The organism is Mangrovivirga halotolerans, assembly GCF_026241165.1.
GTDB classification, from domain to species: domain Bacteria; phylum Bacteroidota; class Bacteroidia; order Cytophagales; family Cyclobacteriaceae; genus Mangrovivirga; species Mangrovivirga halotolerans.
The window spans coordinates 55,475-72,261 of sequence record NZ_JAPFQN010000003.1 but is presented as its reverse complement, the minus strand read 5'-3'; the positions used below and the strand labels follow the sequence as shown (position 1 = coordinate 72,261).

Here is a 16,787-nt window from a genome sequence, read left to right as displayed (position 1 = left end):
GTGATGAATCACACCTTTAAGCTCTTGAAACCCATAGAATTTTTTTACCCCTCTAAACTAGGGACTCTAATAATCTCATATTATATTCAAAAGTATCTTTATTACGATTAGTAGTCAATTACCATAAATGGGTATATTGTACATTTTATATTTAACGGAATTTTTTATAAGCCCAGTAAAATGAATCAAAAGGGAAAATCCATTTATGAGCAATATTTGGAAATCGTTTCAGCGACACCTGAAGTGGATACTTTGTTGCTTCAAAAACATGTAAAGAATTTAAGGGAGTCTGAGAAATATTTACCCATTGGTATGACTTTCTTATTTATAACTAATTCTGCAAATCAGAAATATGAATTTATTACTAAAAACGTCGAGCATTGCACAGGTCTTAAGCTTCAGGATCTTTATAGAGATGGGGTGAATTATATATTATCACGTATTCATCCTGATGAGACTGAACAATGGCATATGATCGTTGGAGAAATAGTCAATGAAATCATCAGATTACCAGAAAAACAAAGACTGAAAACTAATTTCCAGCTTCATTATAGACTTAAAAATGGCTCTGGTAAATATATTAACATTTCTGATGGCCATATACCTATCGCATTAAATAATGAAGGAATACCCTATTTATTCTTAAGCCAGGTGACTGTTTTAGGTAGTGGAGGCAAGTCTAAACCAAAAGGAATTTTAATGTGTCTGAATGAAAATAATGAGTACGACATAATATTTAAAACTCCCGACAAAGCAAGCAAAGAGGATTTGTGTTTAAGTAAAAGAGAGATTGAAGTTCTAAATTATGTAGGGAAGGGACTTACCAGCAAAGACATCGCAGAAAAAATTCACGTAAGTAAAGAAACAGTAGATAAACACAGAAAAAATATTATTAAAAAACTCGATGTTAATAATGTTGTTGAAGCCTACAGCAAAGCCAAAAGAGCTGAACTTTTAGATTAAAAAAGAAAGGAGGCATTAATACCTCCTTCCCATTCTTATCATCTGGCATTTTATTTTAAGCTTTTCGCTTTATCTACCAGCAAAGTAAATTCTTCTTTAAAATTATGCTGATCGGTTAGATTAGTGGAATTAACCCAAGTGTTAACATCATTAAAGGTAGCATTGCCTTTATATTGTGAGTTTCTTAATAGCATTGCGAAAGAAGCTACACCTGAAGTGAATTTCATATAATCACTTGCTTCCTGAAATGAATTACCCTCATCAAATATTTCTAGTTCCAGGGGAACACTAACATCTTCATCAGGTTTCTTATATCTGAAATCAATTGTAAATGTTGGCACAATCCGAAATTCAGGATTGCTTAGCGTTTTTATTTCATAAAGAGCTGTGATATTCTGATTTGCTCCAATCTCTCCGGCGTCTTTAGTATCATCTTCAAAATCCTCTTGATTTAATAGTCTGTTTTCATATCCTATCAAACGATATGATTCAACAACCAACGGATTAAACTCTACCTGAACCTTAACATCTTTGGCTACTGTGAAAAATTTACCATAATCATACACAAAGACTTTCAATAACTGTGAGACATTGTCAATGTACTCATATGTTCCATTTCCATTATTGGCTACCTGTTCCATCATGCCATCATTTAAATTTCCTCTTCCGACACCAAGAACAGTCAAAAATATTCCAATATCACGCTTGCCTTCAATTAAAGTTACTAATTCATCTTGTGAGGAAACGCCAACATTAAAATCACCATCGGTCCCTAAAATAACACGATTATTCCCTCCTTCGATGAAGTTATTCTGAGCTATTTCATAGGCAGTTTTAATTCCCTCGGCTCCTGCTGTACCTCCTCCAGCACCAAGAAGGGATATTGCATTCTTAATTTTTTCTTTCTCAATTGCCAGAGTTGATTCTAAAACCAGGTTTGAAGATCCCGCATAAGTAACTATTGCCACTCTGTCATTTGGAGACAACTCATCTAACAACATTATAAATCCGCTTTTTAAAAGGTCCAACTTATCCTCTGAAGCCATTGAACCAGATACATCAATTAGAAAAACAAAATTTGAAGGAGGTAATTCAGCAGGAAGCGGCTCTCCTTTCATGCCGATTCTAATCAACTTGTTATCTGTATTCCATGGACATTCACTTACTTCTCCATTAAGTGAAACCGGATGGCCTTCTGCTGTAAATTCATAATCAAATTCAAAATAATTGATCATCTCTTCAGTTCGGATTGCTCCTGAAGGAGGAATCATATTATCCTGCATTAAAAACCGTCGCACATTGGAATACGAAGCTCCATCGGCATCAATAGAAAATGTCGATACAGGTTGGTCTTTAACCAAAATGAATGGATTTTCCTGAACTTCATTATACCGATCTCCTTGTGCCGTTTGATCATAGCTAACTGGCATGCTACTACCAAAATCATTAAAAGATTCTTCACATGACATTATGAAGAAAATGGTAAACAGATTCAGAAATGGAATTAGCTTTTTCATAGTATTATAGGTTTAGGTTTTGATTTATAGGTTAATGATTATTAATAAAACACCAGAATACGCTATTTTATTATAATAAAGACCTATATTTTATTTAAATTAAATCTAAATAAAAATAATATCCAAAAATAATACTTGAAAAAACTTAAACTATTATCTGTTATAACTGATTGCCAATCTTTAAAATATCTGTATAAACTCCTCTTGCTGTCACCTCTGCCCCGGCACCAGCTCCCTGAATGATCAATGGGTGATCACCATATCCTGAAGTATATATCTCAAAAATTGAATCTGCATTTTTTATTCCACCAAGTGGAGAATTTTTATCTACCTTAATCAACTTTACATTAAGTTCATGTTTTTCAACATCCAGGTCTCCGATATATCTAAGAACTTCATTTTCTCCTAAACCTGATTTCAACTTATTATAATAATTATTTAATTCGTCTTTATTTTTCAGAAATGAATCAAAATTATCCTCACCTTGAAGCCCTTCAGGTATAAGATTCTGTATATCAACATCATCCATTTCTGATTCCAGTCCAATCTCCCTGGCTAAAATCAGCAATTTCCTTGCGACGTCCATTCCATCAAGATCTTCACGAGGGTCTGGTTCGGTATAACCGAGCTCTTTAGCTTTCAATAAAACTTCTGAAAATGAGACTTCACTAATAGAAAAATTATTAAACAAATAACTTAATGAGCCACTGAAAATTCCTCTTATCCTCGTAATTCTATCTGAAGATTGCTTCAGGTATTTTAATGTATCAATCAAAGGCAAACCAGCTCCGACATTAGCCTCGTAATAAAATAACTTAGACCTCCTTCTTAGTAATCTTCTTAATTCCTGGTAAAAAGCATAATCCCCCGAATTAGCTTTCTTATTAGAGGCAACAATATCAAATCCATGCTTAACTATAGTAGGATAGGCTTCAGTTATTTCTACAGACGAAGTATTGTCAGCTATTACTATATTCTCCAGGCCGGTCTCAAATAATTCCTTAAGTATCGAAGGAAGATAATTGACCTTTTGTGAACCAGATAATTTCTGCCTCCAGTCTTTTCCCAAACCTTTGGTATTAAGTATGTATTTTTTAGAATCGGCAATTCCAATTACATTTATTTTCAATCCCCTTTCTGCAACAAGGTCTTCGCCTGTATTAACCACCTGATCAATTAGGGTTCCTCCCACTACACCCTTACCCAGGGCAAACAAATTAATTGTTTTAATCGCTCCAAAAACCTGGGCATGGACAACATTCATTGCCTTTTTGATGTTTTTATTACTGATCACAAGTGATATATGCTCACCACTGATGCTATTACTGATCAGATACATCCATATTTTATTTTTCCTGAGCCCTTGAATTGCTCTTTCCAGGGCAAAATTATGCCTGCCAACAATGGCAATTATTGCCATATCGTGATTGACTCTAATTGATGAAATATCACCTGATTCTAATTCTTTTTGAAATTCTTTTGTCAAAATCAGCTCAGCTTCATTCGCTTGTTCACTATCGACGACAAACCCGATTCCTCTTTCTGATGAAGCCTGTGAAATCAATCTTACACTGATATCTTTTTTACTTAATGAATGAAATATTCTGGCATCGATCCCCACCTTCCCCAGCATGCCTTTCCCATCAATGCTCACTAATGAAACACCTTCTATTGAGGATACAGCTTTTACTCCTTTTTCAGCACCTGTTTTATCAATTAAGGTCCCGGTTTCCTCAGGCTTCCAGGTGCTTTTGATTCTTAGCGGAATATTATTAAAAAGTAAAGGCTGAATAGTTTTAGGATGAAGTACATTAGCTCCAAAATTCGCCAGTTCATTTGCTTCCCGATAGCTAATATGCTCAAGCTTCATCGCATGTGGAACATACTTCGGACTTGCGCTGAAAACACCTTCAACATCTGTCCAGTTTTGTATCTCAACTGCATTGATAAAGCTCGCAATTAACGTTGCGGTATAATTACTGCCATTTCTTCCAAGGGTCACTGTTTCACCATATTGATCTTTCGCAATAAACCCGGTAATTACAGGAATAGTATCTATATCCAGAGTTTCGAAAAACTCTTGTACGTTTGATCGTGAATTATGAAAATCAACATTCACTTCTCCATCATAGAAACCTGCAATCAGTAACTCCCTTGCATCTACCAGCCTGGCCTTTAATCCTTTCTTATTTAAATAATTAGCAATTACTTTGGCACTAATCAGTTCTCCTAAGGCCAAAATTTTATCCTCAACCTGTTTTGCTTTGTATCTTAATACCTTTAAAGCTTCTAATAGATTTGCCAGATCATTCGTTTCTTCCGTTATATCTAGTTCATAACCCGGGATTTGTTGATTTTCTACAAATTCTGCAAATAATCTTTTATAGGAATTACCATCAATTGCGGTTTGGTACAGTTCATATAATCTGTCGGTACTATCACCACGAGCAGAAACTACCAAGGCTACCGGATGTAGATCATAAGCTTGCTTGACTATATCAATTACATTATTTAAAACTGGTCCGTTTTGTAAGGACTTTCCTCCGAATTTCAATACAATACGCTGATCTTTTCTTACCGGCTCATGTTGCTTATAAAAAGTTTCAATCCGGTCTGTAATCTGATCGATCTCAATCAAAAAGCCGTCGTGACCATAGTCTGATTTGATTTCCCTGTAGATGGCATCCGGGATATGTTCAGCCATGAATTGTTGAAATCTTGTGGGAATAAGTGAATCAGTATTTATCCCAATAACCAGTGTAGGAATTTTTATTTCTGAAAGAGCTTTAGTTTCCCCTCCTCGGTTCCTTCCAATATTATGGCTGTCAAGGCATTTGGTTAAATAGAAATAGCTCAGCGCATTAAAGCGATTGATAAATTTCTCTCCCTGGTATTGTAAATAACTTGAAGATTTAAAATTATCAACTTTTTCATCCGTGTCTGTCTGCTTTTCAATAAAGGCATCCGAAGTACGATAAGTTAATAAGGCCATTGAACGAGCAGCCTTCATACCTGCTTTTCCTCCGTCTTTGGAGCCAAAGGTCGGATCTGACTGCATTGCCATTCTCTGTGATTCATGAACAGCAATTCCCCAGGCAGATTCTTTTGAACAAGAAGCGATCAATACCATATGATTGATCTTTCCTTTAAAGCCATAACCAAATTCTAAAGCCTGGTTTCCACCAAAGGAACCGCCGATTATAGTATGTATTTTATCGATCTTTAATTCTTCGGCAAGGCTAAAATAGGAGTTAGCCAGATCCCGAATGCTAAACTGTGGAAAATCCAGACCTTCAGGACGAGTAGAACCATAAGGAGATCCAATGGAATTTACACAGATAATAAAATAGTCTTTTGGATCGTAATAATTCCCTTCCCCAAATAACTTGGGCCACCATTCTTCTACATCTGAACTCCCTGAAATTGCATGAAAAACCCAGACAATATTCGATTGATCTTTATTGATCTCACCATAGGTATGGTAAGCTAATTTGAGATTATGAATGTATTCGCCATTTTCTAAAAGAAACGGTTCCTTAAAAGTAAATATCTTTTTTTTGCTCATGTATCTTTTTCTGCTTCTAAATAATTGGGCTTATCAGGAATGCAGAGAGCTAAAAAAGAAAAACCTCTTTCAACTGACGTCAAAAGAGGTTTGAATTTCTTCTTTTGACTTATCTCCCCCGGTATTCCGGGATGGAATTAGCACCTTCTTGTAAACAAGGGTTGCTAAGGTTTCAACGGGCCTGTCCCTCCACCTTTCTTGATAAGCTATGTAAATGAACTTATTGCTAAATAACTCTTACAAATATAGGCTTTATTTTGAAAATCCAATGAAAACGATTCTTTCTCTTAAGATAAGCCTCAATATTTACATGTTGCTATTTAAATGCATTCTTTCCAGCTTTATTCATCACTATATTCTGATGATCAATCGATTCCTGGTGAATAATTTTCAAGTAAGCTTTCATAAATTTCTCTGAAAGGCCATGGATTCCTCCTTTAACCAAAGATTTCTCAATTATCTCTTCCCACCTGTTTGGCTGCAGGATAGTAATTCCTTCATCATTTTTAACATGACCAATCTCTTCAGATGTTCTCATCCGGTCACCTAAAAGCTTCATAATATCTTCATCGATCATATCAATACGGCTACGCAACACGTCTAACTTTTCTCTGAAAGAAGCATCTTCAACAGAGGTGCTTCTAACTACAAGATCTGATATCAATTGGTCTAGCACCTCCGGTGTGATCTGCTGATCCTTATCACTTAATGCCACCTCGGGATTAATATGTGATTCAATCATCAAACCATCCATATTCAGATCTAAAGCTTTCTGGGAAACAGATCGAAGTAATTCGCGATTTCCACAAATGTGACTAGGATCGCATACCATTGGCATATCTGGAAACCTTCGTTTCATTTCAACTGCTAATTGCCATTTCGGCTCATTTCGATATTTCACCTTTTGATGCTGGGCAAATCCACGATGGATCAATCCTATCTTTGTGATTCCTGCTCCTTGTAACCGCTCAATTGCTCCAGTCCAAAGCTGGATATCAGGGTTTAGAGGGTTTTTAACAAATACTGTTGCGTCAGTTCCTCTCAAAGCATCTGCAATCTCCTGAACTGAAAATGGATTCACAGTTGTCCGGGCCCCAATCCACATTACATCGACATCATGTTTAAGAGCATCAAATACATGACTGAATTTGGCTACCTCGGCAGAAATTGGCAGACCAGTCTCTTCCTTGGCTTTCTTCATCCAGCTTAGCGCTTCTACCCCTACCCCTTCAAAGCTTCCTGGCCTCGTTCGTGGCTTCCATATTCCTGCGCGAAGAATATCCACTTTACCTGTCTCTGCAAGTTCTCTGGCTGTAGATAATAATTGCTCTTCGCTCTCAGCGCTACATGGACCCGAAATTACTACCGGCCTTTTCTGTTTGAATAAATCAATTACATTCGTTTTCATTGGATTGACTTTTTTATTAAAAATTATCAGACATAAAAAAAGCCTCCCGGTATGGGGAGGCTCTGTTAATACATTTATAAACTAAAACATACTAAGGCCTCCCTTTTATTCTATAATAAAAGAAAAAGAAGTAACCAATATATGCCGCTCTGTTCGTAATCATGTCCCACTAAGATAAAACAAATTATTTTTAACGATCAAATAATTTCTAATATTTTTATCAATTTTTTAAATAACAAGGCAAAACACTATCTTTTTGATTATAAAACAGGGGTATTTTTAAACGAACAGTTGTTTGGATTACTCCAAAACAACCTCTTCTGTGGTAATACTCAGGCTTCTCAAATTAGTTTCAATTTCAATTGTAAATACATGTTTCGAAGCTATAGCTGGAGTTCCTGTAATATATAAAGTCAATGGATCCTGTTGCAATCGGTTTAAGAAATATGCATCATTCAGATAATCAGCTGAAAAATCAATTCTTTCATTTCCAAGTTCAACCATTTTAAATATCTCTGCTAGATTTGCTCCTGCTGGATATTCGTTATTAAAATCATTATTTGAGGTTATAATCACACTTTTCACAGAATCTGCCATTGAATAATTTTCTGCTGGTGAACACGCAAATGCAGTATTTGTAAAAAATCCGTAATCTCTTGCATCTGCTAAATAATTCACATTAATATCCAGGCCTAACAGAAGAGCAAATTCATGTACTGCATCTAATGTATCAGTATTCTGATATTGCTCAAAACCTGAGCCAGTCACCTTATTTATAGAGGTACTTGCAAGATCATTAATGCTTACCTGCCCATTAACTGCTTCGACACCCCTGCAGTCATCACATGATGGGATACCAAAAATAAAAAAAGAAAAAACTGCGAGTTTAAGAGTTATAATTTTTAACTGTTTCATTGAATTTGAATAATGGGTTTAATTTTTTTGAAAGTAATTCAATAAAACTCAATGTTCATATAATTTATGTTAAAACACATGTAAGGCCTTCATTAAACTATATGCACCCTTAATAAAAGCTAATTTATGCCTTAAATAAGCTAATTTCGCAGAGATGACACTAAGGTGACATGTGTATGTCGTCTAAAAGGCTGATGTAACAGACTACTTTTACATCAAACAAAATGACAAAAAAATGACTAACTCATTATCCAAAAATTTAATCTACCAGCGAAAGCTTAAAGGACTAACTCAAAAAGAATTATCTGACCGAACAAATATAACTGTAAGGACAATACAGCGAATAGAGAAAGGAGAAACAGAACCACACTTACAGACAGTAAAGTTACTTGCTGTAGCTATGGATATTGATGTGGATGAATTATTACCACTAAATAATCCACGCGAGGAGGACATTCAAAAAAAGTGGTTACTTCTTCTACATGCCACTCCTTTCCTTGGATCCATGATTCCATTATTTAATATAATAGCACCAGTATTTATCTGGATTCATAAAAGAGAAGACAATAAAATCTATGACATCCATGGTCGGAAGGTTCTGAACTTTCAATTGACTATGACAATAATTTTCCTCATTGCTCTATCAGGAATGATGTTTATTGGGCATATATTTATGCAGGGAACTCCTTTAATGATTTTTCTGTTTTTTGGAGTCTTAATCTACACCTTTGTAGTAATGTCTGTGAACATCTATCTGGTCATAAAGAAAAGTAAATGTTATTATCCACTATCAATTCCATTTCTTAAGGTAAGCAGCAAACCCAGTAACAGAATGGTGACAATTGTCTTATTGATCACAACATTTATATTTTCAATCCCTGTGAAAGCTCAATCAGTTAGCAGGCTTGATGAATCCCAAATTGAAACAGACTCTTTAGATCAAAAGATCAGCCAATTGATGACCAATGCTAAAGTAACCGGAATGGCTATAACTATTTTTAATAATGGAAAGCCTGTTTACTGCAAAACTCACGGTTATAGCAATAAAAAAGAAAACTTGATTTTATCTGATTCATCAAATATCTATGGGGCTTCTTTAAGTAAGGCTGTTTTTTCGGTTGTTGTAATGAGATTAGTCGAGGAAGGAGTTATAGACCTGGATACTCCACTCGAACGTTACCTGGATAAGAAAATATATGAGTACACACCACAAACTAGATGGCATGATGATTATTCAAGTCTCAAGAACGACACACTCTATCATAAAATAACTGCCAGAATGTGTTTAGCGCACACAAGTGGCTTTCCAAATTGGCGGTTTTTTCTTCCGGATAAAAAACTAAAAGTTATTCAGGAACCCGGATCAGGATATTTATACTCAGGAGAGGGAATGGTCTATCTTCAAGTTGTACTCGAAAAATTAACAGGAAAAGGATATGAAGATTTAGCTCAGGAGATTGTATTTAAACCTCTTGAAATGACCAGAAGCAGTTATGAGTTTAAACCTTCTTTTGAAGGAAATATGGCTTATGGGCACAATGAAGAAGAAGCGCCATATCAGAAAGACAAAGATAATGAGCCTCGTGCACCAAGCACTTTAGAAACCACTCTAGAAGATTACACTAAATTCATGACAGCAGTTTTTCAAAGAAAATTAATATCTGAAAATTCATGGAAAGAAATCTTTAATCCACAGGTAAGAATCAAATCATTGAAACAATTTGGTCCTCTTTCTAAACAAACCGGACCATTTAATGATGATATCAAACTGAGTTATGGTCTTGGATGGGGTATATTTTTCACTCCGTATGGAAAAGCTGCTTTTAAAGAAGGAAATGGAAGTGGTTTTCAGCATCATTCTGTTATTTTTCCAGAAACAGGTAAGGGCATACTAATAATGACCAATAGTGTAAACGGAAACAGCATTTTTAGGGAACTGCTTGAGGTAACATTGAAAGACACCTTTACACCATGGGAATGGGAAAACTATATTCCTTTTGATAAAAAATTTTAAAGGTAAATCAATATTAGATTAACAGATAAAACATTATACAGGCAGGAAGAATGGATTAATTTCTTGAGGACATGGAAAACACAGGTCATTATTCATATTTTAGCAACAAAGTAAAAACCTATACTAAATAAGATACTTTTAGACCTGAATTGCTAAACTTTTATAATTCTCAGGCGAGTAAATAAATTAACATTCTTATTTTGGCCATTGATCGCGACATGATGAAAAAAAGAGTTTTTTTGATTTTAGTTACTTATAACGGTGAAAAATGGCTTAAGAAATGTTTGGATTCCGTATTTAACTCAACTTACCCTGTATCAGTAATTGCGATTGATAACAATTCTAATGATGCCACCTTGTCAATTTTAAATCAATACAATGAAATTGACATTATCGATTCCAAATCAAATCTGGGGTTTGGTAAAGCAAATAATATTGGAATTGAGAAGGCTTTAAATGAAAATGCAGATTACCTGTTTTTATTAAACCAGGATACCTGGATATTTCCCGATACAATTAAAAGCCTGGTTGATGCAGCTGAAAAGAATGAAAATTATGGTATTATAAGTCCGCTACATTACTCTGGTGATGAAAAAACTCTGGATAGTAGCTTCAAAACATATTGGGAACGAAAAACCAGTACTTTAGAAGAAAATATCGACGAAGTGCCTTTTGTTAACGCTGCAGCCTGGCTACTCCCGGCTCATGTAGTTAAAAAAGTCGGTTATTTCGAGCCAATGTTCGATCATTATGGTGAGGATAGAAATTATGTTGAACGAGTAAAATATCATGATTTTAAGATTGTTATCACCAATAATGCCAGGATATGTCACGACAGAATCCCTAAAAGAGTGTTTAAAAAAGATGTAATTCAATCCAAATACACTATTCAGGCTGAAATTTTAAACATTAACCACAACTTGATCTATAGTTATTGGAAAGGATTTATTTCTGTCTTTGGGCTTCCCAAATTCTTTTTAAAAATTTATCCTGTGAAAAAATCAATTTTGATGTTTTTTAAACTTATGGGCTTTTATATAAAATTAAATTTAAAGCTATTTAAAATCATTAAAATCAGAAATAGCTACAAATAATGAAAGGCGACAGGGCTCAAATACAGGCATTTTGGTTTACGGTTATTAATTATCTGGGAACAGCTATAGGCATATTTTCAACTATTTTAATATATCCTTATGGCAAAACTTTTTACGGTAAAATAGGATTTATTGATAGTGCAGCTCAAATACTTTTCCCGTTAATGGTATTTGGTGCCGGGCATGCGCTAATTCACTTTTACCCGACATTATCCCACAACTACAAATCTAAACTCATTAGCTTCAGCATTAGGAATATCCTGATTCTATCTGTTATAATTGGCGCTTTAATTTTTGCAGGAGGATTTTTATTTGATCAGGAAAAATACAAATACCTATACTATTCATTTCCAATGGCAATAGCTCTTGCTGGTATAGAATTATTTAAACGACAAGCGGCGAATATTCAAAGAATATCTATTCCTACTTTATACGAAAAGATCATTCCTAAAATAAGTTTGCCTTTAGTTTTCATCCTTGTAATCCTGGGTCCTTTTAATGAAACCTCCGGGTTGATTCTTCTGGTTGCTTCGTTTTTCTTAATTCTCCTTCTAAGTGCCTCCTATGTCTATAAGAAATCAGATTTTTCAATAGCCCTCAACCATCAAGAGCTTTTCTCTCAGATAAATAAGAAGGAATACTTCACATATGCTTTCTATGCATTCCTGGCAAGCTGGGGTTCGTTTCTTGCTTTCCGGCTAGACGGATTAATGATTCCGTTATTCCTTGATTTTAGCGATAACGGATCTTATAAAATCGGTGTAAACCTGGCCTCAGCGATTAGTGTCCCAGCCACAGGGTTGTTCACTATTTATGCTCCGAAAGTTTCTCAACTTGTTAAAGAAAATGATATTGACACCTTAAAAATAAAATACAGGGAAACTGCAAAATTATTATTTTTTATCGGTGCTATTTTATCTGGTTGTATTATCATCGGTATTAAAACATTCTTTGAAATTTTACCAAGTGGAGAGGAATTGATGGCATCTTTACCTGTTATTTATGTGATGTCAATTAGTGTTTTGATAAATATGGGCACGGGACTCAATTCTGAAATAATAGCCTACTCCAAATATTATCGCTTTAACATTGTCTCAGTATTAGGTCTTGTTTTGGTAAATATCATACTCAATTTATATATTTTAACCCAAACAGATTATGGTATAGCGGGTGTTGCATTTGCTTCACTGTTAGCTATGGTATTGTTTAATACTTTAAAACTTGGTTTTATTTACCGAAAATTCAAGATTCTCCCATTTGACATCGGTTATCTCTTCCTTTTTATCTCTTTAGGCCTGGTTTTTTCACTAACCAGTTTTATTCCTGATTTTGAAAATTTATGGCTGACTTTGATTTTTAAAATTGGGATAGCCATAGTTCTTTCACTTTTCATTGTCTATAAACTGAAGTTAATTCATGTTTATAACCAGTGGGTGGAAAGATTCATAGGCTGATTTTTCAAATTGAAAACTGCTTCTGGTTAAAGCGTTGTGCTTGGATCGTATGGATTAAACCAAATCTACAGCCCTGGCTTGTATATTCACGAAAAAGATTAAACATTAAAGAGTTTAGCGGCAGGTTTACCTGGCGGTGATCAAAAAACAGTAACAAGAGCGAAGAGTGAGTGTTGAGATGACTCCGATTAATCATTTCTGCGAAGCCCTGGTTCGTGTCTCCACGAAACAGATTAAACATCTGATCAGAAGCGACAGGATTACCTCGGTGATCCTGGTTTGGGGTCGGTGCTAATGAAAACCTTATCGCTATCGCGATATATTTTTTTGTTGTTTATAGCCGCCTAGCTCTTGTAAAAACTTGGTTAGTTAATCCAATGCCCTGGTTCGTGTCTCCACGAAACAGATTAAACATCTGATCAGTAGAGACGGGATTACCTTCGGTGATCCTGGTTTGGGGTCGGTGCTAATGAAAACCTTATCGCTATCGCGATATATTTTTTTGTTGTTTATAGCCGCCTAGCTCTTGTAAAAACTTGGTTAGTTAATCCAATGCCCTGGTTCGTGTCTCCACGAAACAGATTAAACATCTGATCAGTAGAGACGGGATTACCTTCGGTGATCCTGGTTTGGGGTCGGTGCTAATGAAAACCTTATCGCTATCGCGATATATTTTTTTGTATGCACTGGGCAAGTTCAAGCGAACTTGACTTGCCCAGTGCATACAAAAAAACCTTGCATTTTCATGCAAGGTTTTCATTGTCGGGGTGGCAGGATTCGAACCTGCGACCTCCTCGTCCCAAACGAGGCGCGATAACCGGGCTACGCTACACCCCGAAAAATTTAAAATACCCTTTTGGTATCTTTAACGGGCTGCAAATATAGGATGTTTATTCTTTTTCGCACGCCTTATCTAATTATTTTTTCACATTTTTATTTCCTGACCCCATAGTTTTAGATTTGCCTTCTTCACTCATCGCCATACTTTTTCTCCTTGTCATCTTTTTAATATATTCTACCTTCCTGAACCTCAAGGCACTCCAGTCTTCATCAACAGCTACCATCCGCACCGGCTCCAGTCCTGTATCACCCAATGACTGCCAGCCATTATCACGATTAAAATCACACGTATACTTTTTACTACTTCCTTTTGGATAACAAAACCAAACCAGAGCATCACCAACTAATAAACCTTTAATCTTTGAAAAATAGCTTTCAATTTCTTCTTTTTTCGTTACGAAAATTATTATAAATTCTATCGCTTCAGAGTGATCCAGCCCCTTTTTAACTACCATTTCAGAAGGCAAACTCTGAATATTTTTCTCAAAACTATCAGGAAAATTTATTACAAAGACCTCCTTATGATCTTTGATATTCATTTTTTTAAATATAGGATCCATATTATCGATTTAAACTTCTATTAATTACTATTTAAATATCAAAACTAAGCATTAATCGAATTGTCAAATCAACATACTCAGTTTTTGCGTAATGTTTAAAGTATAGAGAAGAGCCAATTTAATACCCAGGGATATTATTTACCGCAAATTTCATCTCGTCTGAATCACCTAAACCTTTTTGCGATAAGTATTACCACTATATACTAAAAAAGGTTATGAAACTTATCATTATTACCACGATCTTTGTGGCTTCATGTTGTTACATGAAAGCCCAATACCAGGTACAAAAACCTACGTCTCAGTTTAATGCCTATACTGAAATCAACAAAAGACATCCCCCGGAAGTTGCAGGAATACTTTCAGCCATTTTCCCCGGAGGTGGACAATTCTACAATAAACAACCTATAAAAGGTTTTGTATTTATGGCACTTGAAGCAACCTCATACTATTTCCTGTTTAAATATATTAACAAAGAGAATTGTTCTACAGGACAATGTGAAGTTTCTGCCAATGATGATTTATCTAAAGCCATTATTATATTTATCCCTGTGAAGTCCATTAGCATAGCCGATGCCATTTTCAGTGCTAGAAGAATTAATAATAAATTAGATATTTATCTATCTGGCCAGCAAAATAGATTATCAATGTTGCATCGGGGCGAATTTGATATGACACCTGTCTTACAAATTAAATTTAACTTTTGATAATTGATTGTTTAACCATGCATGCGATAATTAAAGAACTTTGTCTTTACGTCTTCAAGGATATTTTTAAGAACTAATGAAATTTATTTATTAATAGCAGGTTCTCGCTTTATTAAATTAGCTATCAAAGTTAAGTTTTTTGTAAGGAAATGCGGATCATTCAACTTATTCTCATCTAGCGGCAACATTACCGCGAGAATATTTCCATTATCAATTACTTTAAATTCTTTTTTTAATCGCTGAAAGGCAAAAGCCTTCCTTGCTCCCCCTTTAAATGTGGTTATTGGAATTATTAAAATTTTATTTTCTTTTTCATATTCGAGATCAAAATGTATATCAATCTTAAATGGCATATTTTGATAAACTCCATATAATCTTGGGGATAGATCTTGTGTGAGACTTCCCTGACCTTCCATTTGATACTCAAATCCTAATTGTGTGAAGGCTGGTTTTGAAAAATATTTTAATCGCTCTTTCAGGTTTGACCAGTTATGAGCAACCGCCGCAAAAATCAGGAATAAAGAAAATAATGCTGAGTATAATAAAGATGAAGGTATTCTATGGATTAAAATATTTAGTAAATCCCCATCTTTAAACAACACTGGCAAAAAAGTAAAAGGAAAAACAACCACTGTAACAAATAAAAATCCTTTGACCAGGGTTTTATATTCCAATTGTATTAATCTGATCATATATTCGGCATAAAGCTAAACTAAAACATACCATTATTATTTTTGGCTGTATCAGGTATCACCTGCAGCACATCCCAATGTTCTACAATTTTCCCGTTATCATCAAACCTGAATATATCGATACCCGCATAATCTTTATCACCCGGCCAATGTTGGTAGCAATGCAACACCACCATATTACCTTCAGCTATGGCTCTTTTAAACTCTACCTTCTTACCAGGATACTCCATGGCCATTCTCTCAAAGTACTCAATAAAAGCATTTTTACCATCGCCAACCTCAGGATTATGTTGAATATATTCTTTCCCTACAAAATTACTTACAGCGACAGCAGGAAGGCATTGATTGAACATCATGTCATAAAATGAAATAGCATTTTGTTTATTGTTTTCAGTAGGGGACTTCATAATTAATTGATTTTCATTGTTATTAAATATATAAAAAAAGCCCGCAAGTATCCTTGCAGGCTCTAACAATTTAAATCGCAATATCTAAATTATAGTGTGTCTTCTACGAAAGTTATATTCATATTAATTGTTACAAACCCATCCTGAGATCCAAAAACTGAACCAGGAAGTTGAAGCGTAACATCACCGTTTATATTCCCACCAGTTTCATCAAGACTATTTAATGTTATTGGAACACTGTTGTCTCCGATGTTTAAAGTTAATAAAAGCTGCGTTCTGGCATCGTTTACAGACCAGGTTCCTTGCTGTGACGGATCACTTCCTTCTCCTTTACACAAATAATTAACTAATCCTCCTTCTGTAAGTTGAACACGGATATTTTGATCATCAGTACAATTAACATCTGCAAGTAAAGCTCCAGCAATATAAGGTGTAATATTTGCTCCAGCTGGAATATCATCCATATCACTAATCACTACAGCTTCATTTGTAGTTGCATTTGTCAAAATGTACAATCCTACCAATGGATCCTGTGTGGGATCATCATCATCATCGCATGAAACATTAATAAAAAGCGCTAAAAATAATAGCGGTAACGCAAGTAAAATTCGGTTCTTTTTCATGATTGTCGTTATTGTTTTAATTATATTGACT

13 protein-coding genes, 1 tRNA gene and 1 riboswitch are annotated in these 16,787 nt (G+C 34.9%); of the genes, 5 read left to right on the top strand and 9 right to left on the bottom strand.

The window, feature by feature from the left end; all coding sequences use genetic code 11:
• Positions 1–180: 180 nt before the first annotated feature.
• Entirely contained in the window at positions 181–963 is a 783-nt protein-coding gene (locus tag OO013_RS04160; protein WP_266055413.1) for a response regulator transcription factor, read from the top strand.
• 50 nt (positions 964–1,013) lie between these two features.
• Here the strand turns inward: OO013_RS04160 and OO013_RS04155 are convergent, their stop codons facing one another.
• The 4 genes from OO013_RS04155 to OO013_RS04140 form a co-directional block, all read right to left on the bottom strand.
• Entirely contained in the window at positions 1,014–2,480 is a 1,467-nt protein-coding gene (locus OO013_RS04155; protein WP_266055412.1) for a vWA domain-containing protein, read from the bottom strand.
• Between the two features lie 160 nt (positions 2,481–2,640).
• Positions 2,641–6,045 carry a bifunctional aspartate kinase/homoserine dehydrogenase I gene (thrA, locus tag OO013_RS04150; RefSeq protein ID WP_266055411.1) on the bottom strand — a complete coding sequence of 1,135 codons (3,405 nt, stop codon included), beginning with the start codon at positions 6,043–6,045 and terminating at the stop codon, positions 2,641–2,643.
• 106 nt (positions 6,046–6,151) lie between these two features.
• A riboswitch (SAM riboswitch) is annotated at positions 6,152–6,253 on the bottom strand.
• A 108-nt stretch (positions 6,254–6,361) separates the two neighbouring features.
• Positions 6,362–7,453, bottom strand: coding sequence for a chorismate mutase (locus tag OO013_RS04145; RefSeq protein WP_266055410.1), 1,092 nt, complete (start codon positions 7,451–7,453; stop codon positions 6,362–6,364).
• A 300-nt stretch (positions 7,454–7,753) separates the two neighbouring features.
• The gene (locus OO013_RS04140) at positions 7,754–8,368 is read right to left on the bottom strand and encodes a hypothetical protein (RefSeq protein ID WP_266055409.1); all 615 of its coding nucleotides are present in this window, start codon (positions 8,366–8,368) and stop codon (positions 7,754–7,756) included.
• Between the two features lie 235 nt (positions 8,369–8,603).
• Between OO013_RS04140 and OO013_RS04135 the strand changes: the two genes are divergently transcribed.
• The 3 genes from OO013_RS04135 (at position 8,604) to OO013_RS04125 (ending at position 12,930) form a co-directional block, all read left to right on the top strand.
• On the top strand, positions 8,604–10,382 hold the full coding sequence (locus OO013_RS04135; RefSeq protein ID WP_266055408.1) for a serine hydrolase: 1,779 nt from the start codon (positions 8,604–8,606) through the stop codon (positions 10,380–10,382).
• 221 nt (positions 10,383–10,603) lie between these two features.
• Positions 10,604–11,476, top strand: coding sequence for a glycosyltransferase family 2 protein (locus OO013_RS04130; protein WP_266055407.1), 873 nt, complete (start codon positions 10,604–10,606; stop codon positions 11,474–11,476).
• Positions 11,476–12,930 (top strand): lipopolysaccharide biosynthesis protein, encoded by a 1,455-nt coding sequence (locus OO013_RS04125; RefSeq protein ID WP_266055406.1) that lies wholly within the window; start codon positions 11,476–11,478, stop codon positions 12,928–12,930. The genes OO013_RS04130 and OO013_RS04125 overlap by 1 nt, the downstream gene beginning before the upstream one ends.
• Positions 12,931–13,692: 762 nt before the next feature.
• On the opposite strand, the gene OO013_RS04120 is transcribed toward OO013_RS04125, so the two are convergent.
• Positions 13,693–13,767 (bottom strand) — tRNA-Pro (locus OO013_RS04120).
• Between the two features lie 80 nt (positions 13,768–13,847).
• On the bottom strand, positions 13,848–14,309 hold the full coding sequence (locus OO013_RS04115) for a hypothetical protein (RefSeq protein WP_266055405.1): 462 nt from the start codon (positions 14,307–14,309) through the stop codon (positions 13,848–13,850).
• A gap of 236 nt (positions 14,310–14,545) precedes the next feature.
• Between OO013_RS04115 and OO013_RS04110 the strand changes: the two genes are divergently transcribed.
• On the top strand, positions 14,546–15,034 hold the full coding sequence (locus OO013_RS04110) for a DUF5683 domain-containing protein (RefSeq protein ID WP_266055404.1): 489 nt from the start codon (positions 14,546–14,548) through the stop codon (positions 15,032–15,034).
• Between the two features lie 83 nt (positions 15,035–15,117).
• On the opposite strand, the gene OO013_RS04105 is transcribed toward OO013_RS04110, so the two are convergent.
• The 3 genes from OO013_RS04105 to OO013_RS04095 all read right to left on the bottom strand — a co-directional run bounded on the left by OO013_RS04105 (position 15,118) and on the right by OO013_RS04095 (position 16,756).
• Positions 15,118–15,726, bottom strand: coding sequence for a hypothetical protein (locus OO013_RS04105; RefSeq protein ID WP_266055403.1), 609 nt, complete (start codon positions 15,724–15,726; stop codon positions 15,118–15,120).
• A gap of 20 nt (positions 15,727–15,746) precedes the next feature.
• Positions 15,747–16,133 (bottom strand): nuclear transport factor 2 family protein, encoded by a 387-nt coding sequence (locus tag OO013_RS04100; protein ID WP_266055401.1) that lies wholly within the window; start codon positions 16,131–16,133, stop codon positions 15,747–15,749.
• 89 nt (positions 16,134–16,222) lie between these two features.
• Positions 16,223–16,756 (bottom strand): hypothetical protein, encoded by a 534-nt coding sequence (locus OO013_RS04095; protein ID WP_266055400.1) that lies wholly within the window; start codon positions 16,754–16,756, stop codon positions 16,223–16,225.
• Between the last annotated feature and the right edge of the window lie 31 nt (positions 16,757–16,787).